This is a genomic window from Nostoc sp. XA010 (assembly GCF_020829625.1).
Lineage (GTDB): Bacteria > Cyanobacteriota > Cyanobacteriia > Cyanobacteriales > Nostocaceae > Nostoc.
This window is the reverse complement of sequence record NZ_JAIVFX010000008.1, coordinates 182,119-205,482: the sequence shown is the minus strand read 5'-3', so window position 1 is coordinate 205,482 and position 23,364 is coordinate 182,119. Positions and strand designations below refer to the sequence as shown.

Genomic DNA, 23,364 nt, shown 5'->3' with positions numbered 1-23,364 from the left:
GAACAATGGCTAAAGCTGATATTCACCCCAAGTGGTATCCAGATGCTAAAGTTTACTGCAACGGTCAAGTTGTTATGACCATTGGCTCTACCAAGCCAGAATTGCACGTAGATGTTTGGTCTGGAAATCACCCCTTTTACACCGGTACTCAGAAGATTATTGACACTGAAGGTCGAGTAGAGCGCTTCCTCCGCAAGTACGGTATGAGCAGCACTCAAACATCTGGCGACGAACAAGACAAAAAGTAGCGAGTTGGCTCTGCTGTTAACGACGGCCCTGCATCAGCTGGGTCGATTTTCATTTATATGCTCGAGCCAATTTGTTATTTTTTAAGGAGCGATCGCACTCGTCATGGCTGAATCATACTTACTGGACAAACTAAAATCCGTTGAACAAACTTTTAATGAATTAACACGTCGTCTTGGCGACCCCGATACCGCTAGCAATCCTGATGAGTATCAAGAAATTGCTAAGTCTCGTTCTTCTTTGGAAGAGGTCGTTAATACTTATGAAATTTGGAAAACAGCCCAAGAAGACTTGATCGGAGCGCGTCAGGTTTACAAAGAATCTGCAAGTGACCCAGAGTTGCAAGAAATGGCATCACTGGAAGTAAAGGAACTTGAAGAAAAAATAGAACATTTAGAGTCTCGGTTGAAAGTCTTGCTGCTACCACGCGACCCCAATGATGAAAAGAATATCATGTTGGAAATTCGCGCTGGTACTGGTGGCGATGAAGCAAGTATTTGGGCTGGCGATTTGATGCAGATGTACACCCGCTATGCCCAGACTCAAGGTTGGAAAGTTTCTTTAGTGAGCGAATCTCGCGGAGAAATGGGTGGCTGGAAAGAGGTGATTCTCGAAATTAAAGGTAATGATGTTTACAGCCAGCTAAAGTTTGAAGCTGGAGTGCATCGTGTGCAGCGCGTGCCGGCAACTGAATCTGGGGGACGGGTTCATACTTCCACAGCTACCGTGGCAATTATGCCAGAGGTGGATGATGTGGAAATTCACATTGACCCGAAAGATATTGAAATGACTACAGCTCGTTCTGGTGGTGCTGGTGGACAAAACGTCAACAAGGTGGAAACAGCCGTTGACTTGATGCACAAACCAACGGGAATACGCATTTTCTGTACAGAAGAACGCAGCCAGTTGCAAAACAAAGAACGGGCAATGCAAATTCTGCGGGCGAAGTTGTATGACATCAAGTTAGGCGAACAACAAGCAGAAGTAACTTCCATGCGGCGATCGCAGGTTGGTACTGGATCGCGATCGGAAAAAATTCGCACCTATAATTATAAAGATAACCGCGCTACCGATCATCGGTTAGGTCAGAATTATTCTCTTACCCCTGTTTTGGATGGTGATTTAGAGACGCTTATCCAATCTTGTATATCTCTAGACCAACAAGAACGTCTCGCGGAGTTAGCGACTTCTGCCGCTAACTAATTTTTGCTGTTAAATATCCTGTAAAACCCAATATCAGTTAAGACTTGATCCTCCCTAACCCTCCTTAAAAAGGAGGGAATTAAGCCCCGCTTTTTAAGGGGGGTTGGGGGGATCTTCCTGGGCTAAATACCACTCACTGAAACTATTGTTGTAAAACCACTTGTTGTACTGTTGCTTTTAACACACACAGGTGGTTTTCTAATATCCCGTAGAGTGCATCTTCCATTTCACTAGGATCATGGTAATAGGCAAATTCGTACTTCATAACGTAATTTAGCTTCGCCCATTCCTTGAGGTTTTGGCAGGTATAAATTAACTTTTCTGGTTCTTCTTGCCAACGCGCAAAAATCCGGTAGCTAAAAAAGCTGCTACACACGTTGCCTTGATTATCCCAGTAGGAAATACACACTTGATGCTTCAGGCGGTGGATTTTTTTGATTTGCTTAACATCATGACCTTTGGGTTTCAGAGCTTCTTTTACCTCCGCGTTTGAAATGTGCCACTGTTCTGGTTTAATTTTATTAGTGGCTATAAGATTTCGACCCTTGCGGCGATATTGATTAGTTTTGCGTGGCTTGCCAAACATGATGCACCCTTTATATTGTCGGCATTAGTACCGTTAATGTGATTGAAATTTTTATATCAATATTGCAAGTTTTATTGCAGTATTACAATAATCATTTTAATTTATTATTAACAATGAAGCTTGTCAAGCTAAAACTTTACTTTTAGGACTTCCTTACTAAACTTGTAAATACACTTGGCTAGCTATATAAGCAGTGAACATCGAAAGCAGAGAAAAACTGATTGAAATCATCAAGCTAGCTCGTGGTTCAATGAGCCAGCGAGCGTTTGGCAAGCTTTTGGGAGTTTCTGCTACTGCTGTTCAGTTGTGGGAAAAGGGCGTGAATGTGCCAGATACGGAATATTTAGCAAAAATCGCAGCGAGAGCGGGTTACACACTCCAGGAGTTACTTAGCTGTCTGGATGGCAAGCCAATTGCAGAAACTTCAGATTTGAGTCTGATTCTGAGACAAATCCAGCACATGCCTTTGGCCCAAGTGGCTCAAATTGTCCAAGCTGCGGCAGATAGATTGGCGGCTGTGGCTGAAGCGTCTGGAGATGAAGCGAAGGCTAGTTGAATATTTGTTCAGAATTGAATTGAGATCATTAAAATATAACGTTTCTCGTTTGTATGCAATACATTCTGACCTCTCTCCTAAAAGGAGAGAGGCTTTGAACTTTACTCCCTAACGCTAGTAGGGAAGGGGCTGGGGGTTAGGTCTGTATTGGACTCAACCCATAGGTGAGAGGTTAAGATAATCTTATTTTTGTCAATTAGAATTATGCTGAAAATTTGGAAGAAGCAGAGGTATCAAGTTAACTCTTGTACTGGAATTATAGGTCAAGAATGAATGATGCGTATCTAGATTACGTGTAGGCGTAGCCCGCCGCAGGCATCGCCTGCTCAAAAATTGTGTTTCCAACCCCGCTTTTCAGCCATATTTTGAGTACTCTTGCTTATTAACAAATGGTATCTGACTTTAACCTCTCACGAATGCCTCCTTATCCCCTCTGTCTTTTTAAATAGAGTATTCTTTGATACGCGGCATTAGCCCAAATAAATTTAAAAGCGCGATCGCACTCACCTCCACTGAAGTTGTAATCTCGAAACCTTCGACATCACGAAAACCTTGCTCAATTACTTTCTCGAACGCTGCTTGGTTAATATCAAAGGCTTTTTGATTAGGTATAGGAGGCATCTTCTAAAGCTTGCAGATTTATCTTATCTAACTCATCAGCGCCTGGGAGCAGTGTTTTGTCCATAATTTCGGCAGATGCGCGATAAGCCGTCAGCATTGCATTAGTCTCATCCCGTGCGTGCGAGTCTCGTGCTTGCTGGATTTTAGCCACGTAGTTACCTAAGTAAGCTTAACCACTATCTTAAATATACTGGTACTACTAATATTAGTTAATATCGATTTAAGTAATATTTGCTGCATTAATAACTTTTTATACACACTAATTGTAAAAGTAAAAGCTGATTCGTCAAGCAAAGCTTAAGGATACTTAATTCATTACTATATCTGGGTTTCAGAGAATAGGTAGTTGGTGGAATTAAATTACTGAAACCCTCACAAGACAAATATCTTACTATTTAGGTCTAAAATATGTTTGAAGTGGTGCTTAATTGTAATATTTTTAACTTTTATAAACTGTATAAATATGGGATTTTCTCAATTGCCTAAGCAACCTGTTATTATCACTTGTGCAATCACTGGACACCGTACTAATAGAGCAATAGCTCCTGTTCCATTAACGCCAGAAGATCAAGCGCAATCGGCTCAAGAGGCAGTTATAAGTGGTGCTTCTATTATACACTTACATGTACGTGGAAATAATGGCGAAGAATCTCTCGCGCCAGAGCGATATTATGAAGCTATGCAACAGCAATCACAGCCTAATTTTTCTTCTCTTATTTAATTTATTTCCTCAATGGTCAGTTGCCAATTACCAATATACAAATGATTAAAAGGTGGCAATTGTCCATCACTGATTAAGATGCTCTCTACTCTTCTTTTTTTATAATTATTAGCATGGCACCAGTAAATGTTAGCAGTATTTTAAGCGTGTTACATTTATTTCCGATTGGCATAGTGGTGGGCATTATTTCCGCTCTCCTTGGTATTGGAGGCGGTTTACTTTATGTTCCAGCGCTTGCAGCAGTTGGAGCATCACCCATTCAGTCGCTTGCAACTAGCTTAGTTGCAATTACCTTTGGAGCAATTTCTGGGACAATCCAGAATTGGCAAATGAAGTCATTTAAACTTGAAACGGTCTCCTTGTTAACATTCCCGGCAATGCTAACAACTGAAATAGGAGTGAACATTGCTAGGGCTTTACCTAGTAAATGGCTATTATTAAGTTTTTCTGCTCTCCAGATAACGGCAATCTGGCTAATAAATTTAAAAAATAAACTGCAAAAAGATGAAAAACAAGCCGCAAAAATTGAGTCTCCTCAAAGCCCAGGAGATTCAACGCCAATTTTAAAAACTCAAGGCATTGGACTAATTGCTGGAATTTTATCGGGTTTGTTTGGAGTAGGTGGGGGTATTGTCATGGTTCCCCTGCAAGTTCTGCTTCTTAAGATGCCAATTAAACAATCTGTACAAACCAGCTACGGAGCTATTGTATTAATTTCTTTATGGGCAGTTAGTCGTTATGTAATCGCAGATTCTACTAATGTATTGATATTACCAGGATTGATGTTGGGAGTAGGATCGCTATTGGGAGCAAATTATGGCGCTAGACTTTTGCCGAAACTGTCAGATAATTTAGTCAGATTTTTGTTTACATTTTTACTGATTATTTTAGCGGTTTATATGTCGTTTAAAGCTTTGGCACTCTAAGTTTTCCCACTTGAAGATGAAATTATTGGTGACAAGTTAAGGGAAAGTAGGATTTGTCAAAACCGCAGCCACCATCAATGTCAAGTTGAGAATCCGTTCTACCTGCTCCCGTTGACAGCAACTCTTTTGTTACGGTTATATTTTCATTTTTACTATCACTATTAAACCCACCTCCGTGGGTTTTGTCTGTATAGCTGCGATTTCTAATCGCCAGTGATAGGGTATTTTACTGGCTGTTATTTTCATCAGTTGAAATCAAACAAACAGCCTTCACAATAGATGGTGTGTTTCTACCTACACAAGGAAGCGAGAACCCGATTTACTTTGTTGAAGTGCAATTTCAAGCTGATGGGGAAATTTATTCACGGCTAATTGCAGAAATATGTTTATACCTCCGTCAGAATCAACCATCAAATGACTGGGGTGCTGTGGTTTTATACCCCAACAGGAATGTAGATACAGGAGATATCAAACATTATCGTGATTTTTTTACAAGTGGGCGCGTCAGGCGCATTTATTTGGATGAATTAGGTGAGGCTGTATCGCTTCCAATTGGCATTGCAACTACTAAATTAGTAATTGCAACCGATGATATAGCGATCGCACAAGCAAGGGAGTTGATAGATAGAACTAGTGCGATTCGTTGCTTAGTGAATCACGGTAAATAGCCCGTACATAACTAAGCCAGCCCGACAGCAGATTACTGTCATAAAGGCTGAACTCTCGGTCAGATGCAAGTGTAAGTCTTGCCATTCAGACTCAGAATTGACTCCTTACCTGCCCACACCGAACAAGCTCGGTTCTTGTAGAGTGAAGCTCTTAACTGGGCGCAATCAGACAGCCGTTGCGGGTTGACACTGGCGCTAACAGGGAGGTGAAACCGGGTCTAAAAAAGCAACCTAGTCTATCGAGAAGTGTTTCGACAGGATTAATCACTCAGCAATAATGGACGAACTCATCGCCCCCAAAGGCTTAAAACTCGGTATTTTCCGATGCCTCAAGGCAGGAGTTAACCCAGAATTCCCTGAACAAGGAACGCCCCAAGGGGGAGTGGTCAGCCCATTACTAGCTAATATTGCGCTCAACGGAATCGAGAGTATTTACAGATACCACTCTCAATATTGTGAGGGTAAAAGGATTACACCTAAAACATCGGCAGAAAAAACTGTCGAACCATCAATCCGATACGCGGATGACATGGTTATTATACTCCGACCCGAAGATGATGCAACAGAGATACTTGAAAGAATCAGCGAGTTCCTCCGCAAACGCGGAATGAATGTAAGCCAAAAGAAAACCAAAGTTACCGCCGCGACAGATGGGTTTGATTTCCTCGGCTGGCACTTCAAAGTCCAGAAAAACGAAAAGTTCAAAAGTACTCCCTCAGTGGACAACTTTAAAGCGTTCCGTAAGAAAGTAAAACACATCGTCAACAACTCGAATTATGGTGCTACCACAAAGGCTAAGAAATTAGCCGCTGTAGTTAGAGGATGGAGAAATTACCATAAGTTCTGCAAGATGGACGGGTCTAGAAACTCGTTATACCACATCCAAAAAAGAGCTTACACGGTATTCAACAAGGAAACCAAGAAAAATCGCGACTCTAGCAAGAAATTACTAGACAAAGCATTCCCAGCAGTTTCTTACTCCGAAAACAAACACGCTTCTGTCAAAGGAACTAAATCACCTTACAACGGAGATACAGCCTACTGGAGTGAACGTAACAGTAAACTCTATGACGGCGAAACCTCTATTGCTCTTAAGAAGCAAAACCATAGATGTGCCTCCTGCGGCTTAAAGTTCATCGATGAAGAACGGATTCACCTGCATCACATCGATGAAAATCACACCAACTGGAAGAAAAATAATCTGGAAGCAATTCATGAGAGTTGCCACGATTACGAACACATGAGCAAAGGCGCAAAGCTAAGAACATCGGAAGCTGGGTGCGGTGAAAGTCGCACGCCCAGATTTAACTGAGAGGTGCGGGGAATAATATCCCCCATCGACTCAACCAGTCAGAGATAAACTCACCATCAAAACAGCAACAATTATTACAATTTATAGAAACTATTTTGGCTTACAAGTTTCCCACAATGAGTAGGGAGGAGATCGAGCAAATGTTTAGCTTAAGCGAGTTAAAGCAAACTAGATTTTATCAGGAAGCCTTTCAAGAAGGTGTTGAACAAGGCATTGAATAAGGTAAGGTTGAAGGGAAACTAAAAGCAGTACCAGCGATGTTGGCAGCAGGGTTAACTGTAGAACAAGTAGCACAGGCGTTAGATTTGAGTGTCGAAGAAGTTAGACGAGTAACACAAAGCCAGCCTTGAGATAGATGTGGTAAATTTTATCCGTGGCTCAAGCCAAATTTGGTTTGCGGCTTCCAAACTTGATCACGACGAATTTATAGTTAATTTTTGTTAATATTAGAGGCGGTGTTAGTACTTCGTCCTCAACCACCCACTCCCTACCTGAGAGAAACTTAATGCTGCGACTAGAACATATAAGTAAAATTTATCCCACAGGCGAAGTTCTCAAAGATATCAACTGGGAAGTTAAACCAGGCGATCGCATTGGCTTAGTCGGTGTCAACGGTGCTGGAAAATCCACCCAGTTAAAGATCATTTCTGGGGAAACGGAACCCACCTCTGGCGTAATTATTCGTCCTAATAGCTTACACATAGCCTACCTCAACCAAGAGTTTGAAGTAGACCCCACCCGTACCGTTAGAGAAGAATTTTGGACTGTCTTTAAAGAAGCCAACGAAGTACAGTTATCTCTGGCGCATGTGCCACAAGAGATGGAAACGGCTAGCCCAGAGGAACTGGATCGACTGATCGACAAGTTGGATCGCTTGCAGCGCAAATTTGAAGCCTTGGATGGCTACAACTTAGATGCACGCATCGGGAAAATTTTACCAGAGATGGGGTTTGGGCTAGAAGATGGCGATCGCCTCGTCAGTGCCTTCAGTGGTGGTTGGCAAATGCGGATGAGTTTAGGTAAGATTCTCCTGCAAAAACCCGACTTGTTGCTGCTGGATGAACCGACTAACCACCTAGATTTAGAAACCATTGAGTGGTTGGAAAATTACCTCAGAGGGCTGGTTACGCCGATGGTAATAGTCTCCCATGACCGGGAGTTCCTAGACCGCCTCTGCACCCAAATTGTGGAAACTGAACGTGGTGTTTCTAGTACCTACCTTGGTAACTACTCAGCATATTTGGAACAAAAAGCCGAAAGTCAATCAGCACAACTGAGTGCTTACGAACGCCAACAGAAAGAATTAGAGAAACAGCAAACCTTTGTTGATAGATTTCGCGCCAGTGCTACCCGCAGTACCCAGGCAAAAAGCCGGGAAAAGCAACTCGACAAAATTGAGCGCATTGAAGCACCCATTGCTGGGGTAAGAACTCTACACTTCCGTTTTCCGCCTGCACCTCGTAGCGGACGCGAGGTAGTGGACATTAAAGATTTAACTCATCTTTATGGTGATAAAATCTTGTTTTTGGCAGCAAATCTGCTAATTGAAAGAGGCGATCGCATTGCTTTTCTTGGCCCGAATGGTGCTGGAAAATCTACCCTTCTGCGCGTAATTATGGGGATGGAACCACCCACAGAAGGCAGCGTTCAATTAGGCGATCACAACGTTATTCCCGGTTACTTTGAGCAAAATCAAGCTGAAGCTTTGGATTTGAAGAAAACTGTCATGGAAACTATCCATGATGAAGTTCCAGACTGGGATAATCAAGAAGTCCGCACGCTTTTGGGACGCTTCTTATTCACTGGTGATACTGTATTTAAGGCAGTTGGGGCATTAAGTGGAGGAGAAAAAGCTCGTTTGGCGTTGGCAAAAATGCTCTTACGTCCCGCGAACTTACTAATTCTAGATGAGCCGACAAACCACCTAGATATTCCAGCGAAAGAAATGCTGGAAGAAGCGCTTAAAAACTATGATGGTACGGCAATTGTAGTTTCCCACGATCGCTACTTTATTTCTCAAGTAGCTAACAAAATCGTCGAAATTCGTGATGGTGAATTCCGCGTTTACTTAGGAGACTATCATTACTATCTCCAAAAAATTGCCGAAGAAAAAGAACAAGCAAAGTTAGCTGCGATCGCTGCTGAAAAAGCTGCTAAAAAAGCTGCAAAAGCTTCCAGTAAAAAGAAATAAGTGATTGAATACGGACTTAGTAGTAGTGCTAAAATGCTACTACTAAGTAATTATTTGTTATTAGCAATAACCGACGTTACATAAAAACTGCTAAAGTTTAAAAAATCATTCAAAAAACTGTAAGTCTTTCATAAAATAAATTAATAAGCAAAAATTCACTTGCGGCGTGGTTTAGCAGTGGTATCATTCGGGTATTACAAAAAGTAAAGGGCAATTTTACTATGACCAAAGCACCTGTTGCTCCTGTGGTGCTAGTCATTTTAGACGGATGGGGCTACTGCGAGGAAAAGCGAGGAAACGCTATTGTTGCTGCTAAAACTCCCATTGTGGAAAGTTTATGGGCAGCTTACCCGCATACCCTCATCCGCACATCAGGAAAAGCCGTAGGGTTGCCAGAAGGTCAAATGGGCAACTCGGAAGTAGGTCATTTGAACATTGGTGCTGGGCGAGTTGTACCGCAAGAACTGGTACGCATCTCTGATGCGGTCGAAGACGGTTCTATTGCCTTAAACCCAGCACTCGTCAAAATTTGCCAGGAAGTTCGCTCTCGGAATAGTAAGCTGCATCTAGTCGGGCTTTGTTCTGAGGGAGGGGTACATTCTCATATCACCCATCTATTCGGACTACTTGACTTAGCCAAGAAAGAGCGAATTCCAGAAGTTTGTATTCACGCCATCACCGATGGTCGTGACACCGCCCCAACTGACGGTGTAAGAGCAATCACACTGCTGGAAAATTACATAGACCGCACAGGAATTGGGCGCATAGTCACCCTCAGCGGTCGCTACTACGCGATGGATCGCGATCACCGTTGGGATCGAGTAAAACGCGCCTACGATGTGATGACCCAAGATGGTCTGGTTGATAATCGCAGGGCTGTGGAAATCCTGCAAGCATCTTACGCTGAAGGGGTAAAAGATGAATTTGTCAACCCCATTAGAATTGCACCCGGCGCAATAGAACCAGGGGATGGGGTGATATTTTTCAACTTCCGCCCCGATCGCTCCAGACAACTGACTCAAGCTTTGGTCAGTCCCACTTTTAACGGTTTTGAAAGACAGCAAATTACACCACTGTCTTTTGTCACGTTTACACAATACGATTCAGACTTACCCGTAGCTGTAGCTTTTGAGCCGCAGAATCTCAGTAACATTCTGGGAGAAGTCATAGCCAATCATGGTCTGAATCAATTCCGCACCGCCGAAACAGAAAAATATGCCCACGTCACCTATTTCTTTAATGGGGGTCTGGAAGAACCTTTTGCTGGAGAAGATCGGGAACTAGTAAGCAGCCCAATGGTAGCGACTTACGATCATGCCCCAGCGATGTCAGCAGCAGCAGTTACAGATGTAGCGATCGCTGCGATTCAAAAGGCTATATATTCCCTAGTTGTGATTAACTATGCCAACCCAGACATGGTAGGGCATACTGGTCAAATCGACGCTACCATTACAGCAATCGAAACAGTTGATCGCTGTTTGGGACGCTTGTTAGAGAGCGTTATCAAAGTCGGTGGTACAACAATTATTACTGCTGACCACGGGAACGCTGAGTATATGCTAGATGAAGGGGGTAATCCCTGGACAGCTCATACTACTAACCCAGTCCCCTTAATTTTGGTGGAAGGAGAGAGAGTTAAAATCCCTGGATATGGTACAAATGTCGAACTGCGAACCGATGGCAAGCTATCCGACATCGCTCCCACGATTCTAGAGATTTTACAGCTGCCTCAGCCACCAGAAATGACCGGGCGATCGCTGCTGAAAACAGCAGAATATGAGCTACAACGCACCCGCACCCCCGTACAAGTCGGGCTGTAAAAGAGTCCTGAATGCTGAGTTAGGAGTTTCCTAAAAACTCCTAACTCCTGAATTCTGTTTTTTGAAACTTTTTATAAATGAGATTCCTACCATGACAGTTAGTAATATCGTGCAAGGCATTTGGGCGTTTTCCGCCACTGGTTTGATTATCTTAGTTTTACTGCATAGCCCTAAAGGTGATGGCATTGGAGCCATTGGCGGACAAGCCCAACTATTTAGCAGCACCAAAAGTGCAGAAAACACCTTAAACCGAATTACTTGGGCATTGACAGTAATTTTTATGGGTTTAACAGTAGTTTTAAGTGCCGGTTGGCTGCCTAAATAAGGATAGGTCAATGGGGAGAAAAACCAAATATCCCATACTTAACACCTTAATAAATTTAATTTCACAACGGTTAATTACAGCTCTTGCCTTTTTTATTGGTACAGGGCTGTTGATCATTTTTACTAATCTTCAGTCGAGTGATGGGTTTACAAGAATACCAAAATCTGTATATTCAGACTTAATAATCTCTCTCCCTCCATCATCTCCCCCAAAACTCCATCCCCTACCGCCCACACTTGCACAGTGGCAAGATGCCACAAACAGTGGTGATTACTTTTCCCAAGTCACAACAAGCCAAGTAGGTTATTTAGTCTGGTCGCAATTTCCTATTCGAGTTTACATAGAACCACCAAAAGCCGTTAGCGAAAAACAAGCTCAAGCATGGGTTAACGCTGTATTACAGGGTGTACAGGAATGGAGTACTTATTTACCTTTAACAGTAGTCGAACAGGCAGAAGTTGCTGATATTACAATTCTACGAAAAGCGCCACCTCTACAAATTTCCCCTGGTAATAATATACCCCGTGCGCGATCGGCACAAACTACTTATGAGTTATACACCAGCAACAAAATTTTATCCCACCGCTTCACCATCTTGTTAAGCCCCAGTCAAACAGGTGAGTATCTCATTGCAGCAGCCCGCCACGAATTCGGTCATGCGCTGGGAATTTGGGGTCATAGCCCGCTACAAACTGATGCGCTATATTTTTCCCAAGTTCGTAACCCGTCGCCTATTTCTGTTAGGGATGTGAATACTTTAAAGCGGGTTTATGAACAGCCAACCATTTTAGGATGGTCTTTAATGGATAATTCAGCGACTTAATTTTATGGTGTTGCTGAGTTAAAATATGAATATGTTTTGTTTGTGTAAAAAATCAAAATTTAAGATTAAGGCAACCAATTTTTATCCAAAATTTGCTCTAAAGTATAAGGACATAATTCAGGTAAATTAGTTAGCTTTGTTTTAGCTTTAACATAATCTAAGGCATTGCTATAAATTATGCTGAAATTTTCCTCTAAATAATTGCGTAAATTGGCACTTAAATCTTCATTTAGTTGGTTCCGAAAACTAATAATTTCCGCAGCCCAATGATTAGCATTTCTTGGCTTTTCTAAATCCCAATATTGATAAAGTAATAAATGTCTAATAATCTGTTCCAATAAACTTCTTACTCGCCTTTTTTCATTTTTAGCCAAATCTTCCAATTCTTCTATTAAGTTTTCATAGTCAACGTCTGCTAATTGTCGATTTTTGAGACATTTAATAGTCTCCTCTAACCATTGCAGGTAATTGGATTCATGTAATGTTTTTATGTCGATGATTGCAGTCATTTGTTGATTTTTAGCTTTAATTTACTGTTATTTATTATTTAATTTTAAAATAAATACACGTAGGGGAGCAAGTGCGTTGCGGTAGCGACGTTAGGAGCGTTACCCGAAGGGAAGTTCCCGACGCTCGATAGCATTCGCGCAGGTTTCATAGAGAAGCGTTAACGACTGTGCGCAGCTCTGACTCGTTAACGCTGCGCTATCCGATTGTAACAACTGGCGTTCCCTACGCTCTACGACTTAGCGGTAGAGGTCGTTGTGCTAAAACTTCTTTATAAAGTTCTTCCAGCAGAGTAATATTTTTACTAAGGGTATAGCGGTCTAATACACGCTGTCTAGCTTTTTGCCCCAGTAAGGTTGTTAACTCTGGATGGTCTTGCAATACTGGCAAGAGGGTTCTTAATTGCGATCGCGCTGTTTTAGTATTAATAACTATACCTGCGCCCTTTTCCAAAACTTCTCCATCTGCACCCACGTCTGTTGCTAAACAAGCCAAGCCACATGACATTCCTTCTAACAGAGATAGGGACAAACCCTCTACCAATGAAGGTAAAATAAATACATCTGCGCCCCGCAAAATTTCGATCCGTCGGTCTTCATCAGCGATAAATCCCAACCAGCTAATGCCGTACTCTGAACCATAAAACTGCTCTAAAGAAGACTTTAAAGGCCCATCGCCAACAATTAGCAACTTAGTACCAGGCCCCATTGCCGACTGCTTCCAAGCCCGGAGGAGGGCTTCGACATTTTTCTCTGGTGCTATTCGGCCCTGATAGACAAACAAGCGTTCGGCTTTAAATTCTGTTTTGACTTGAGAAAATCCTGGAGAATACTTAGCGGTATCAACACCATTGGGAATTACGGCTATATTTTCTTTCCTCACACCCATCCCTGCCAATAATTCTCGCTGAATTTGGGAAAATACAATCACGCGATCGTAGTTAACTAAAAAAGGTGCGTAGAGCTGATAAGCCAAAAGTTGTGTTCCCGATATCAGCTTTGCTCCCTTGCCAGCAAACGGTGTGTGAAAAGTGGCAATTAGGGGCAACCTCAGTTCCTCACAGATTTCCGGTAGAAAAAAGTCTAGAGGAGATAGCGTCAAGGAAGCATGGACTATATCTGGCTTGATTTTCCGCAGCGACTCCGTTAAAAGTTTGGTCGCTTTAAAAGTGGGAATTGTATAAACCTGGGACTTGTAAATGAAAGGGAGGGAAACCTCTCGAAGATTTGGCCAATTATCAGGTTCAGACTCTTCCTGGGCGAAGTGAAGAAAGCTAACTTGATGTCCCCTATCTAGCAAGGCATTTGTAATTTCTCGACTGTAGGTGACATTGCCGCAAAAGGGTGATTTTTTTCCAATCCAGGCTATACGCATTCTTTATTTAGCTGTAAGAAAAGCGGGTTTGATCTATTACTTGTGTGTCCTTGGTGATTTTTCTTTTATCTAGCTATACTTGCTGGTCTTTTTAGTTATTACAGATTTCCAACAGAATCTAGTTTAAAAAGCCTATAAGCTAATTAAACCCGGGGATTTATGGCTTTATTTATTCTACTTATAAGTTGTTAATCTCTGAATATTTAAACAACTTATTTTGACTAATGTCAAATTGATATCCCGCAAGTATGTGATAAATTTTCACTTACCACAGTTTACCATGAACAGAAAAGCTTTAAGTAAATATTAATTACTTAAAAGTAATGAATAATAGCTCCTGTTAGCTGAGAACTATTTCTGTGAGTTATACCAAGTTAATATGCCTCCTAAAAAGACGATCGCAGCTAATCCCAAAAAAACTGCCTGTAATCCTACAAAGGTTTCTGCTACACCTGCTAATGCCAAAGGTAAGGAGAGAGCAATATTAATTACATTGTTTTGCAAACCAAAAACTTTACCACGCATTTCTGGAGGTGTTTCTGTTTGAATTGCAGTTTGCATAGGAATTCCCACTAGTGCCCCAAAGATACCTAATAGCGCCACCAGTAACAGAACTAGCCACAGTTGGGTTGTAAATATTGATAGACCAATCAGGGATGCTGCCATGCCCATACAACCACACAGACTTAGTTGGGTATAGGAAAAGCGTTGACCAAATTGACCTAGAAGTGTTGCTCCCGCAGCTATGCCAACACCGCCAGCTGCTAGCAAAAAGCCAAACTGGGAGGCTTTCATGTTGGGAATGATTTCGGCCATGCGAACCGCTAGAACAGTTAATGCTGCAAAAACAGAAAACAAGATAATCAGCTGAAGCAAAGCATTGCGGACACGATGATTTGCTTTAAGGTAGGCAAAACCATCTCGCAAATCAGAGAATACGTGAGGGAATTCTGTATCAGGGTGGTAGTGTTTTTCTTTAGTTGCTAGGAGGAATAAAATTATTCCCGCGATCGCATAACTACCACCTACTAAAAATTCTTTGCCCAAACTACCACTACCACCAATTTGCAGCCAAAGTCCATCGGCGATCGCTAATAATGGTTCCCCGACAGCAAACCCAACAATCACCGATGCCATCATCGTTGTCGTATAAAGCGAATTTGCCGAGAGTAAATCTTGTTCTTCTACTATTAAGGGAATTGTCGCCTGTTCTGCCGGTGCAAAAAACTGCGTCAGCGTAGAAACTAAAAAAGTCACACCCAGAATGATCAAAAAGCCAACTGGCAAAACTCCTATGGGCTTCAAGTCATGAGTCAACCACATCAGAAAGGGAATTGACAAAACCAGGATACCGCGCCATATATTCGTTGCCACCAGCACAGCCTTTTTCGACCAGCGATCGACAAACACACCAGCAACGGAACCAAACAATACGGCGGGAATCGTAAAAGCCATCATCAAGGCTGACACCCAACCACTAATACTTTGATTACTACCCTGAAACTGAGTATTAATCAAAGCAATCATCAGCACCAAATAAACTTTATCTGCTAGTTGGGAGAAAACTTGACCGCCCCAAAGAGCCAGGAAATTAGGGTTTTTTAATACAGGCAAAAACCCCTGCTGTTTAAAATTTCCTGAAACAGGTTCTCCACCAGAACCAGATCCATTTAATGTTGGTGGTTCTTTTTCTGGGATAGTAGCTAATGGCAAATGCCCGTTGCTATCTTCTTGGGCAGTAGTTAATTTGTCGTCAGATTGTTTTTCTGATTGACTTAGAATATCAGTTTTTGGGTTCTGGTCTGTGCAATTTTGATCGTTTTTAGAAACGTCTTTTGGGGACATTTCTTGTCCATTTATTTGACTAGGTGTACACTTTGAAACAGCACTCAAGTGATTCCTGACTGTAGGATCTGATACCCTATTCTGTTTTTTAGCGAGGTTTGGTGACAAAGGCAGGATTTTTTTATCCAAATCAGACGGTTGCATCATGGTTGGCAGCAAAATAAGAATCGATCAACGTAGCAGAGCGAATAGGGCGACCTAATTGATACTGAGCATACTGGCGCAAAATCTGTTCAACAGATAACCAGTCATGATCTCTAGCACCATCAATTTGCATTATCTCTGGTTGTGACAGATGTTGAAGCAAAGCCAGTTCCATAGCACCCAGACGACTAGAAATCACAGGTATTTCTTGCCGATGCACAACAACTGTTTGGGAGCCAGGTTTTGGAGTTAATGGGATAATGGGGTGATTGGGTGATGGAGAAAACGATGAATTTCTTTGTATCTCCCTCTCCCTCTCACCCTCTCTTCGCAAACGTTCCCAAGCTTCTAAAGAAACCGTTCCACCCGCAGGGATACTAAATCCTACCTGCCAGTTTGGGTCTGTAAAGTTTGGCTTGAGGAGGTGTCCAGATAGGCAGCAGACTTGCACTTGTGGCGTTACTCCTGCTAACGCTAAAAGGTGAAACACCCCATGAGCCAGATGAGCCAAAACCCCAGATGGATTTGCACTAGATAACGCCTCCAACCGATGGAGATGTTCATTGAACAACTCATAAAGTTCTTCTTGGGGTTGTTCGCTCAAAGCTTGACACAAGACTATTTCTGCTAAATACTGACTGGCAGCTAATTTTCCTAAATCTTTAGCTAAACCAGGATAAGTTTTTAAGGTCTGTGCTTGAGTAATTTTATCAAGCGATCGCCCTTTCGCAATCAATAGTTCATTCACAACAAACATACCACTCCTCCCTCCCAGGCTAGAGTTGTGCTTGCGTGCCCCTGGAGCCACTGCTCGAATCAGACCAAATTCTGGTGTCAAAATCGTCACTATTTTATCCGATTCTCCCAGCACTTGGGTTTTAAGATTAATTCCCGTTGCTTTGTAGGTTCTACTCATTAGTTATTTAGTCATTAGTCATTGATTATTAGTCATTGGTCAAGGGTCATTAGCTTCAGACAAATGACGAATGACAAATGACAAAGGACAAATGACTATTCACCCTTTCCCAGGTTATCGCGCTGGCGGATCAAATCGATACCGCGAGATGTGCCTAATCTAGTAGCACCCGCTACGATTAAGTCTAGAGCTTGATTGATAGTGTGGATACCACCCGAAGCCTTAATTCCTACTCTTTCTTTTGCCAATTCCTGCAAAAGTCGTACATCTGCCACTGTTGCACCACCATTCCAACCTGTACTAGTTTTTAAGAAGGCCGCTCCCGCTTCCATAGCTATTTCAGCAGCTATTTTTTTTTCTGCATCTGTCAACAGGTTGGTTTCCAAAATTACCTTGACAGTTTGCCCAGTCTCTTCGCAAATTTCGGCAATTTCCCTGTGGACTTCTTCAGTTTTTCCAGCTTTCAACCAGCCCAAGTTCATTACCACATCCAATTCAGTGGCCCCATTATCCGCCGCTTCTTGAGCCTCATACAGTTTCACTGCTGAAGTCGTTGCACCAGAAGGAAAGCCAATCACCGTACAGACTTTCGGATTCTTGCCGTGCAGGAGTTCGACTGCTTGTTTGACATAGGCGGGAAATAGGCAAACCGCCGCAAAATTGAATCTGTATGCTTCTTCACACCACTGCTCAACCTGCTCAGGAGTAGCAGTTGGCGTTAAGAGGGAGTGATCGATAAATGGCGCAATATCAATGTTTGGATAGTCTGCTGCCATCGTGTCTTCTGCCAGTAATTGATTATTAAACTTTATAAAAAATTAAAACATTTCTTATATATATATTAAACCATATTTATTACAAGTTTATTCTGAAAAGAAGCTGCTGACTTTTATAGGATGTCAGCTTTGTAGATATCCCGGAATTATTCTAAGTATTTAAGTTGACATTAGATGCTACTAAGGTTAGGAAAGTAAAATCTTCTTGGCAAAAATCTTTATTTGCCAAAATTCCCCCCTTACCTTATCTGAAAAAACAAGAAAATGCTTAATGACACGGTATGGTTTACAGAAATATCAAATGGTAAATTTCGCATCAATAGCAGAGCTATCTACAGAAATTTATCTTCTGACATAGTGACTAAACTAGCTCAAAACTTATCGGTTAGTGAAATTTTAGACTGGATTAAAAACGAAACAATTAAAGCTTTTAGAGAAAAGTACTCACAAAATCCCCAAGTCGGTGCTCTCAACAAGGCGATAGGAGGATGGAACGAGTTAATAGCAACTAGCTTATTGTCTGAAATTATCTTTGATATTAATCAAGAAACTGGGGTATGTATTGCGGCTTTTTCTATGCCTAATTCAAAGTTACAAATAGAAGGAATCGATGAAGCATATTCAAATTTTTTAAACTTATTTACTAAAGAAAGTTTTTTTAATATAAATAATGCTCTAGCAAAAATTAAGCCTTTTAAGGACAAAATTTTTATGCCTAGTCCAGACTATATTATAGTTGTCATTGAAAATCAGGTAGTTGCACCCATAATTAACTCGCTTTTACAGCAACAAACAATAGAACCAGATAGTTTAGTACTCTATAATTTTCTAAAGGGTAAATTACATATAGAAGAAGTTAAAGCAGCTGTTTCTCTCAAAACTTCAAATCGTCCAGATCGACGTTATCAGCCTTTATTTGAAGCAGCTATGATTAAAGCTATTGGTTATGTACTACAGCAAAATTGGAAATATTACATGGTTGTCAGTGAGTTAACCCCTGCTGATAGAAGAATATTTAATACGGCAATTGCCCCTCATGGTGTGGCAGTAGAACAGAATTTTCATCTGGTAGATGGTACATATCCATACACTAGAAAAGCCGATTTAGTGCCATTAGTTGCCGCGGCTATTGAACATTAGTTAGTTATATAGGAATTTAGCTAAAACTCAATGGTAACTCCAATTGTTTAATTTCCTCTTCAGAATGGTACTCTTTAGTTCCTAAGAAGTCAAAAATAGTTTTAGCTAACGCCTTCGATGCCAAATATGGTACGCCATTACCAATAGTTTTAAACATATTCGTGAGTGACATATTCTCTGGAAGTACAAAATTTGCAGGCAAAGATTGTATAGCTAAAGCTTCTGCCACAGATATTCGCCGGATTTTATAGGGATGCAAATGTACTTCATTATTTCCATAGCAAGCTGTCGGAGAGTAACGCCATCTATGCAGACGCTTGAAAGACTTTTTAGAATCATCTCCTTCATCAATAGCAGCAAATCTTGTGATACCTGCCCTTGGTTGAAAACAGTTTTCAGCGTTGGGATGCTTCAGCACATTATTTTTTATAAACCAGTATTCAACTGTTAATTCTTGAGGTATGCCGTCAGGACAAGGCATTATAGAATTTTCTTGGAATGGTTCGGACTTACGCCAAGGATAAGCAAAAACCTTTGTTTGAGGATATAAAATATGATTTTTCCAAGGAAAAGCCTCTTCAGGTAGTAACTTTTCACTACCGACTTTTATTCCTATATCCTTGAGAAAACTATTTCGGAAACCAATGAGAATAATTCTTTCTCTATCTTGGGGTACGCCATATTCGATAGCATTAATTAATCGCTCTGTTAATATATAGCCTGCTTCCAGTAATTGTTGCTTGAGCGATTCAAAAAATAAACGGTGCTTTGTTGTTCTCCACAATCCCTTAACGTTCTCAAATAAAAAGAAATCTGGAAGATTGCGGCAAATTAATTCAACGTAAGAAGCGGAAAGCTTGCCATTATCTCCTAAACCTCCTCTATTTTTCCCGCCAATAGAAAAATCAGGGCAGGGAGGCCCCCCAATGAAGCCGACAATATTATGAGATTTACGGCAGTCTTGTACTAGCTCCCGGAGGTGTTGTGTTTGTAAGCCATCAAGAAGTTGGGTTACATCTCCTACTTCTCCTTCATGATACCCGTATTCTGGTAACGGTAGATTGAGAACCTGCCGTGAATAGCGGTATCCAGTCATGAATGGGGGAAAGATTTCATTGACGTAAACAACCTTAAAACCGTTGGTTTCAAAACCTAAATCTAGGAAACCTGAACCAGCAAAAAAGGAAAAAATACAAGGGCGATCGCTCATTCAATAACTACTGCCGTAAAACAGTCTTAATTAATATCGAAATACATTGGGGTTATACTTACGTAACCATTAAAAATGAACAATTTTAAGATTGCTTCAATAGTCACAAAATTCACACTTCCTCTAAGTGTTTATATCAAAATTTACTCAATCTTTAAGGAAAATACCTGACAGAAAAAGAGTCTGAAGCCACAATTAATAAATATAGGAGTTTTCAAACTCCAAATCATGTTTAAGACAAATATTTGTCATGAAATAAAAAACCGGGGTACTTCGGACTAATTTTTATGCGAATTTTAATTTACTCCTACAACTACTATCCAGAGCCAATTGGTATTGCCCCACTGATGACTGAATTAGCAGAGGGACTAGTGAAACGTGGGCATCAAGTGCGCGTAGTTACCGCTATGCCCAACTACCCTGAGCGTCAAATTTACCAGGAATATCGAGGCAAGTGGTATCACAACGAATACAAAAATGGCGTTCAAATTCAACGCAGTTACGTTTGGATTCGTCCCCAACCCAATCTATTAGATCGGGTGTTACTAGATGCTAGTTTCGTTGTCACTAGTTTTGTGCCCGCCCTTGTCGGTTGGCGTCCAGATGTTATTCTCTCAACATCGCCATCTTTGCCAAGCTGTGTACCAGTTGCTCTTTTAGGATGGTTACGTGCTTGCCCTGTAATCTTAAATCTACAAGATATATTACCAGAAGCGGCCGTCCACGTCGGTCTACTGAAAAATAAATTGCTTATAAAGTTATTTGCAGTGTTGGAAAAATTTGCTTACCACACTGCCAGTAAAATTAGCGTCATCGCCGATGGGTTTGTGGACAATTTGCGATCTAAGGGCGTAAAAGCTGAGAAAATTGTGCAAATTCCCAACTGGGTTGATGTAAACTTTATCCGCCCTTTGCCTAAAGAAAATAATCCTTTCCGCGCCGCACATAACCTGAATGGCAAATTTGTAGTACTTTATTCTGGCAACATTGCCCTAACCCAAGGCTTAGAAAGCGTTGTCAAAGCTGCTTCTGTGTTGCGTCATATCCCAGATATTGTTTTTGTCATCGTTGGAGAGGCAAAAGGTTTACAGCGATTGCAACAAGAATGTTTAGACTGTGGCGCAAATAATGTTTTGCTACTGCCATTTCAACCCCGCAAATCATTGCCACAAATGTTAGCAGCTGCCGATGTTGGCTTGGTGGTGCAAAAGAAAAATGTTATATCCTTCAATATGCCGTCAAAAATTCAAGTGCTACTTGCCAGTGGACGAGCTTTGATTGCTTCTGTCCCCGATAATGGTACGGCAGCAAAGGCCATCAGGCAAAGTGGGGGCGGAGTTATTGTTCCTCCAGAAGATCCTCAAGCTTTAGCAATGGCAATTTTAGATTTGTACCAAAACCCTGAAAAAGTCAAAACTCTAGGTTATAAAAGTCGCAAATATGCCGTTGAAAACTATGCTTTTGAGCAAGCTTTAAATCAATATGAGTCGTTGTGTTACTCATTGACGGCAGAACGTGGAGCAATTCAGTCCACAAGAATTACCAAACAAGAAGTTTAGTTTAATCGTCTAGTAGAACTACCTGCCCGTGAATTTGCTATGGCAGAAATGTTTTGCCGCCATGCAGGACAAGTAATCAGTCGAGAATAACTCCTTGATTACGTTTGGGGTTATGAAATCACCAACCTTGTTGAACTCATAGCCGAGGAGTATCAGCCAATTGGGAACTGCGAAGGGCAGAGAAATTACGTCTAAATATTATCTTAGGCAGCTTGTCACTATCGATCGCGATCGCCACATTATTAGCAATTTACACTAGTCAGGCCATTGCCCGTCCTATTCAAGCAGTCACCCATGTTGCCCAACAGGTTACAGAGGAATCTAATTTTGATTTACAAGCACCCGTAACAACTAATGATGAAGTTGGTATCTTGGTTACTTCCCTTAATCGTTTAATTTTGGAAGTTCAGCAACTCATCACAGTCCAAAATGATGCTAACGAACAGCTAGAAGTATACAGCCAAGTACTGGAAGAGAAAGTACGCGAACGAACACGGGAGTTAAATGAGAAAAATCTCAGCTTAAAGATGGCATTAGAGGAATTGCGGTGTACTCAACCTCAAGTCGGAGAAACTGAGGAAAATAGCGATAAAACCTGAAAAATCAATATTTTTAGCTGAAAACGTGCTAAATATTAATCCGCAACTGCTGATTATTAATGTCGAAATCTAAGCAGCCAATTATCAAACTAGTACAGCACGGCATAAAGAAAGCAACTATTTCAAATCGTTCAAAAGCCTGTATTCTAAGCTTTTTGACTTTTGACTTTTGAATGCGTGACTTCCACCTTGCGGTACTAGCCCCATAGACATGCGTTTTTTTGTTAGTATTCAAAAAAACCTATTGACACATTTTCAGATCAATTGTTTCTGATTTGTAAGTAAATGTAAACAATTGTTTCAAAAGAAAGCACCTGAGGTTTAATGACTGATTATTTCCAAGGCAATTTCCCATTACAATCTGTTCCACTGACGAAGAGTGTGGTAAAAAGCCACGTCCATACCGAAGAGGAAAGCGGAAAATTAGCTGCGACGATCGCAGAAGCTGGATCAGACCGCAAAGCGGGTGAGATTATATTGCTCAAAGTAGCAGAGGTATCTTACCTAGCTGATTACTTTGTGATGATGACTGGCTATTCTAAAGTACAAGTCAGGGCGATCGCTCAAGCAATTGAAGGAAAGGTCGAAACTGACTTGCAACGGCGTCCTATAAGGACAGAAGGAAAACTTGAAGGGAGTTGGGTACTACAAGACTACGGTGATGTGATCGTTCACATCATGATGCCCAAGGAACGAGAGTTTTATAATTTAGAAGCGTTCTGGATTCATGCAGAGCGTATTTCCCTTCCAGAATCTGATGAGGGTGAGGGTAAGCCAACATGATTAGGTCTTCGGTTTCAAATTGCCCAGTTCCTACAGACCAACAACCGCTTAATGAGTACGAAGAGTTAAAAAATTCCTGGCTGTTTCGTGATACCACTTTAGATTTGCGCGAGTATATCACGAAAATAGCTTGGATTTGGGGTTTATCTTGGCTGGTCGCAGGGCCTGTGGCAGCAGCAAGTTTTCCTCCGAACAAGTATATTGCACATTTTATCCTCTGTGGTGCGGCCGCCGCGAGTGTCGGCGTGGTGCTGGCACTGGTAAGGTTGTACTTAGGCTGGTTTTACGTGTGCGATCGCCTTTGCAGCCCCACAGTCTTTTATGAAGAGTCAGGCTGGTACGACGGACAAACTTGGACAAAACCACAGGAAATCCTCAACCGCGATCGCTTGATTGTCGCATACGAAATCAAACCTATTCTGCGGCGGTTACAATTTACCTTTGCTGGGTTGGCGGGAATGTACGTTATTGGTACTATAGGTTGGCATTTGTTTTAAAAAATCATTGGTCATT

At 41.5% G+C, this 23,364-nt stretch carries 23 protein-coding genes and 3 pseudogenes; 17 read left to right on the top strand and 9 right to left on the bottom strand.

The annotated features are described in order from the left end of the window. Positions 1-5 precede the first annotated feature (5 nt). Both rpmE and prfA read left to right on the top strand, forming a co-directional pair. Positions 6-248, top strand: coding sequence for a 50S ribosomal protein L31 (gene rpmE / locus LC608_RS14810; protein ID WP_069070756.1), 243 nt, complete (start codon positions 6-8; stop codon positions 246-248). Positions 249-351: 103 nt separating this feature from the next. Continuing rightward, a complete protein-coding gene (gene prfA, locus LC608_RS14805; protein WP_229554268.1) occupies positions 352-1,449 on the top strand; it encodes a peptide chain release factor 1 in 1,098 nt (365 codons plus the stop codon). A gap of 142 nt (positions 1,450-1,591) precedes the next feature. On the opposite strand, the gene LC608_RS14800 is transcribed toward prfA, so the two are convergent. Continuing rightward, a complete protein-coding gene (locus LC608_RS14800) occupies positions 1,592-2,035 on the bottom strand; it encodes a hypothetical protein (protein WP_229554267.1) in 444 nt (147 codons plus the stop codon). 193 nt (positions 2,036-2,228) lie between these two features. On the opposite strand from LC608_RS14800, the gene LC608_RS14795 reads away from it, so the two are divergent. Further along, positions 2,229-2,591, top strand: coding sequence for a helix-turn-helix domain-containing protein (locus LC608_RS14795; RefSeq protein WP_118167594.1), 363 nt, complete (start codon positions 2,229-2,231; stop codon positions 2,589-2,591). A 441-nt stretch (positions 2,592-3,032) separates the two neighbouring features. On the opposite strand, the gene LC608_RS14790 is transcribed toward LC608_RS14795, so the two are convergent. Both LC608_RS14790 and LC608_RS14785 read right to left on the bottom strand, forming a co-directional pair. Further along, positions 3,033-3,212: a hypothetical protein gene (locus tag LC608_RS14790; protein ID WP_229554266.1), complete on the bottom strand. Its 180-nt coding sequence runs from the start codon at positions 3,210-3,212 to the stop codon at positions 3,033-3,035. Then, positions 3,196-3,363 (bottom strand): hypothetical protein, encoded by a 168-nt coding sequence (locus LC608_RS14785; RefSeq protein WP_229554265.1) that lies wholly within the window; start codon positions 3,361-3,363, stop codon positions 3,196-3,198. The genes LC608_RS14790 and LC608_RS14785 overlap by 17 nt, the downstream gene beginning before the upstream one ends. A gap of 327 nt (positions 3,364-3,690) precedes the next feature. Between LC608_RS14785 and LC608_RS14780 the strand changes: the two genes are divergently transcribed. The 9 genes and pseudogenes from LC608_RS14780 (at position 3,691) to LC608_RS14740 (ending at position 11,998) form a co-directional block, all read left to right on the top strand. Continuing rightward, on the top strand, positions 3,691-3,933 hold the full coding sequence (locus tag LC608_RS14780) for a 3-keto-5-aminohexanoate cleavage protein (RefSeq protein ID WP_229554264.1): 243 nt from the start codon (positions 3,691-3,693) through the stop codon (positions 3,931-3,933). Positions 3,934-4,046: 113 nt separating this feature from the next. Continuing rightward, positions 4,047-4,859, top strand: a complete 813-nt coding sequence (locus tag LC608_RS14775; RefSeq protein WP_229554263.1) for a sulfite exporter TauE/SafE family protein — start codon at positions 4,047-4,049, stop codon at positions 4,857-4,859. 239 nt (positions 4,860-5,098) lie between these two features. Continuing rightward, positions 5,099-5,491: pseudogene (locus LC608_RS14770) on the top strand (Rpn family recombination-promoting nuclease/putative transposase); the annotation flags it as partial. A 274-nt stretch (positions 5,492-5,765) separates the two neighbouring features. Beyond that, positions 5,766-6,839, top strand: a pseudogene (locus tag LC608_RS14765) (group II intron reverse transcriptase); the annotation flags it as partial. A 35-nt stretch (positions 6,840-6,874) separates the two neighbouring features. Continuing rightward, positions 6,875-7,189: pseudogene (locus tag LC608_RS14760) on the top strand (Rpn family recombination-promoting nuclease/putative transposase); the annotation flags it as partial. A gap of 155 nt (positions 7,190-7,344) precedes the next feature. Continuing rightward, positions 7,345-9,030 carry an ABC-F family ATP-binding cassette domain-containing protein gene (locus tag LC608_RS14755; RefSeq protein WP_229554262.1) on the top strand — a complete coding sequence of 562 codons (1,686 nt, stop codon included), beginning with the start codon at positions 7,345-7,347 and terminating at the stop codon, positions 9,028-9,030. 221 nt (positions 9,031-9,251) lie between these two features. After that, entirely contained in the window at positions 9,252-10,850 is a 1,599-nt protein-coding gene (gene gpmI / locus LC608_RS14750; protein WP_229554261.1) for a 2,3-bisphosphoglycerate-independent phosphoglycerate mutase, read from the top strand. Positions 10,851-10,941: 91 nt separating this feature from the next. Then, positions 10,942-11,175, top strand: coding sequence for a preprotein translocase subunit SecG (gene secG, locus LC608_RS14745; protein ID WP_229554260.1), 234 nt, complete (start codon positions 10,942-10,944; stop codon positions 11,173-11,175). Between the two features lie 10 nt (positions 11,176-11,185). After that, positions 11,186-11,998 (top strand): peptidase, encoded by an 813-nt coding sequence (locus LC608_RS14740; RefSeq protein WP_229554259.1) that lies wholly within the window; start codon positions 11,186-11,188, stop codon positions 11,996-11,998. A gap of 65 nt (positions 11,999-12,063) precedes the next feature. Here the strand turns inward: LC608_RS14740 and LC608_RS14735 are convergent, their stop codons facing one another. The 5 genes from LC608_RS14735 to deoC form a co-directional block, all read right to left on the bottom strand. Continuing rightward, positions 12,064-12,507, bottom strand: a complete 444-nt coding sequence (locus LC608_RS14735) for a DUF29 domain-containing protein (protein WP_229554258.1) — start codon at positions 12,505-12,507, stop codon at positions 12,064-12,066. Between the two features lie 223 nt (positions 12,508-12,730). Beyond that, positions 12,731-13,879, bottom strand: coding sequence for a glycosyltransferase family 4 protein (locus LC608_RS14730; RefSeq protein ID WP_229554257.1), 1,149 nt, complete (start codon positions 13,877-13,879; stop codon positions 12,731-12,733). Positions 13,880-14,230: 351 nt separating this feature from the next. Next, a complete protein-coding gene (locus LC608_RS14725) occupies positions 14,231-15,868 on the bottom strand; it encodes an MFS transporter (RefSeq protein ID WP_229554340.1) in 1,638 nt (545 codons plus the stop codon). After that, positions 15,855-16,784: a DNA repair protein RecO gene (gene recO / locus LC608_RS14720; protein WP_229554256.1), complete on the bottom strand. Its 930-nt coding sequence runs from the start codon at positions 16,782-16,784 to the stop codon at positions 15,855-15,857. Before recO ends, LC608_RS14725 begins: the two co-directional genes overlap by 14 nt. A gap of 95 nt (positions 16,785-16,879) precedes the next feature. Next, positions 16,880-17,560 (bottom strand): deoxyribose-phosphate aldolase, encoded by a 681-nt coding sequence (gene deoC / locus LC608_RS14715; RefSeq protein WP_229554255.1) that lies wholly within the window; start codon positions 17,558-17,560, stop codon positions 16,880-16,882. Between the two features lie 264 nt (positions 17,561-17,824). Between deoC and LC608_RS14710 the strand changes: the two genes are divergently transcribed. Next, complete coding sequence (locus tag LC608_RS14710) at positions 17,825-18,700, top strand: Cfr10I/Bse634I family restriction endonuclease (protein ID WP_229554254.1); 876 nt, start codon at positions 17,825-17,827, stop codon at positions 18,698-18,700. Positions 18,701-18,716: 16 nt separating this feature from the next. On the opposite strand, the gene LC608_RS14705 is transcribed toward LC608_RS14710, so the two are convergent. Further along, positions 18,717-19,910 carry a DNA cytosine methyltransferase gene (locus LC608_RS14705; RefSeq protein ID WP_229554253.1) on the bottom strand — a complete coding sequence of 398 codons (1,194 nt, stop codon included), beginning with the start codon at positions 19,908-19,910 and terminating at the stop codon, positions 18,717-18,719. Positions 19,911-20,197: 287 nt separating this feature from the next. On the opposite strand from LC608_RS14705, the gene LC608_RS14700 reads away from it, so the two are divergent. The 4 genes from LC608_RS14700 to LC608_RS14685 all read left to right on the top strand — a co-directional run bounded on the left by LC608_RS14700 (position 20,198) and on the right by LC608_RS14685 (position 23,348). Beyond that, complete coding sequence (locus tag LC608_RS14700; RefSeq protein ID WP_229554252.1) at positions 20,198-21,469, top strand: glycosyltransferase family 4 protein; 1,272 nt, start codon at positions 20,198-20,200, stop codon at positions 21,467-21,469. Between the two features lie 212 nt (positions 21,470-21,681). Then, complete coding sequence (locus LC608_RS14695; protein ID WP_229554251.1) at positions 21,682-22,068, top strand: HAMP domain-containing protein; 387 nt, start codon at positions 21,682-21,684, stop codon at positions 22,066-22,068. A gap of 324 nt (positions 22,069-22,392) precedes the next feature. After that, complete coding sequence (rsfS, locus tag LC608_RS14690; RefSeq protein ID WP_229554250.1) at positions 22,393-22,851, top strand: ribosome silencing factor; 459 nt, start codon at positions 22,393-22,395, stop codon at positions 22,849-22,851. Next, positions 22,848-23,348 (top strand): CGLD27 family protein, encoded by a 501-nt coding sequence (locus tag LC608_RS14685; protein ID WP_229554249.1) that lies wholly within the window; start codon positions 22,848-22,850, stop codon positions 23,346-23,348. The genes rsfS and LC608_RS14685 overlap by 4 nt, the downstream gene beginning before the upstream one ends. The last annotated feature ends 16 nt before the right edge of the window (positions 23,349-23,364 follow it).

Bases quoted from the DNA above. Each gene is read 5' to 3' on its own strand.
- prfA (WP_229554268.1), top strand. From the start codon at position 352: ATGGCTGAATCATACTTACTGGACAAACTAAAATCCGTTGAACAAACT.
- secG (WP_229554260.1), top strand. From the start codon at position 10,942: ATGACAGTTAGTAATATCGTGCAAGGCATTTGGGCGTTTTCCGCCACT.
- LC608_RS14740 (WP_229554259.1), top strand. From the start codon at position 11,186: ATGGGGAGAAAAACCAAATATCCCATACTTAACACCTTAATAAATTTA.
- gpmI (WP_229554261.1), top strand. From the start codon at position 9,252: ATGACCAAAGCACCTGTTGCTCCTGTGGTGCTAGTCATTTTAGACGGA.
- LC608_RS14775 (WP_229554263.1), top strand. From the start codon at position 4,047: ATGGCACCAGTAAATGTTAGCAGTATTTTAAGCGTGTTACATTTATTT.
- LC608_RS14725 (WP_229554340.1), bottom strand. From the start codon at position 15,868: ATGCAACCGTCTGATTTGGATAAAAAAATCCTGCCTTTGTCACCAAAC.
- LC608_RS14685 (WP_229554249.1), top strand. From the start codon at position 22,848: ATGATTAGGTCTTCGGTTTCAAATTGCCCAGTTCCTACAGACCAACAA.
- LC608_RS14790 (WP_229554266.1), bottom strand. From the start codon at position 3,212: ATGCCTCCTATACCTAATCAAAAAGCCTTTGATATTAACCAAGCAGCG.
- rsfS (WP_229554250.1), top strand. From the start codon at position 22,393: ATGACTGATTATTTCCAAGGCAATTTCCCATTACAATCTGTTCCACTG.
- LC608_RS14800 (WP_229554267.1), bottom strand. From the start codon at position 2,035: ATGTTTGGCAAGCCACGCAAAACTAATCAATATCGCCGCAAGGGTCGA.
- LC608_RS14700 (WP_229554252.1), top strand. From the start codon at position 20,198: ATGCGAATTTTAATTTACTCCTACAACTACTATCCAGAGCCAATTGGT.
- LC608_RS14710 (WP_229554254.1), top strand. From the start codon at position 17,825: ATGCTTAATGACACGGTATGGTTTACAGAAATATCAAATGGTAAATTT.
- rpmE (WP_069070756.1), top strand. From the start codon at position 6: ATGGCTAAAGCTGATATTCACCCCAAGTGGTATCCAGATGCTAAAGTT.
- recO (WP_229554256.1), bottom strand. From the start codon at position 16,784: ATGAGTAGAACCTACAAAGCAACGGGAATTAATCTTAAAACCCAAGTG.
- LC608_RS14735 (WP_229554258.1), bottom strand. From the start codon at position 12,507: ATGACTGCAATCATCGACATAAAAACATTACATGAATCCAATTACCTG.
- deoC (WP_229554255.1), bottom strand. From the start codon at position 17,560: ATGGCAGCAGACTATCCAAACATTGATATTGCGCCATTTATCGATCAC.
- LC608_RS14705 (WP_229554253.1), bottom strand. From the start codon at position 19,910: ATGAGCGATCGCCCTTGTATTTTTTCCTTTTTTGCTGGTTCAGGTTTC.
- LC608_RS14730 (WP_229554257.1), bottom strand. From the start codon at position 13,879: ATGCGTATAGCCTGGATTGGAAAAAAATCACCCTTTTGCGGCAATGTC.
- LC608_RS14755 (WP_229554262.1), top strand. From the start codon at position 7,345: ATGCTGCGACTAGAACATATAAGTAAAATTTATCCCACAGGCGAAGTT.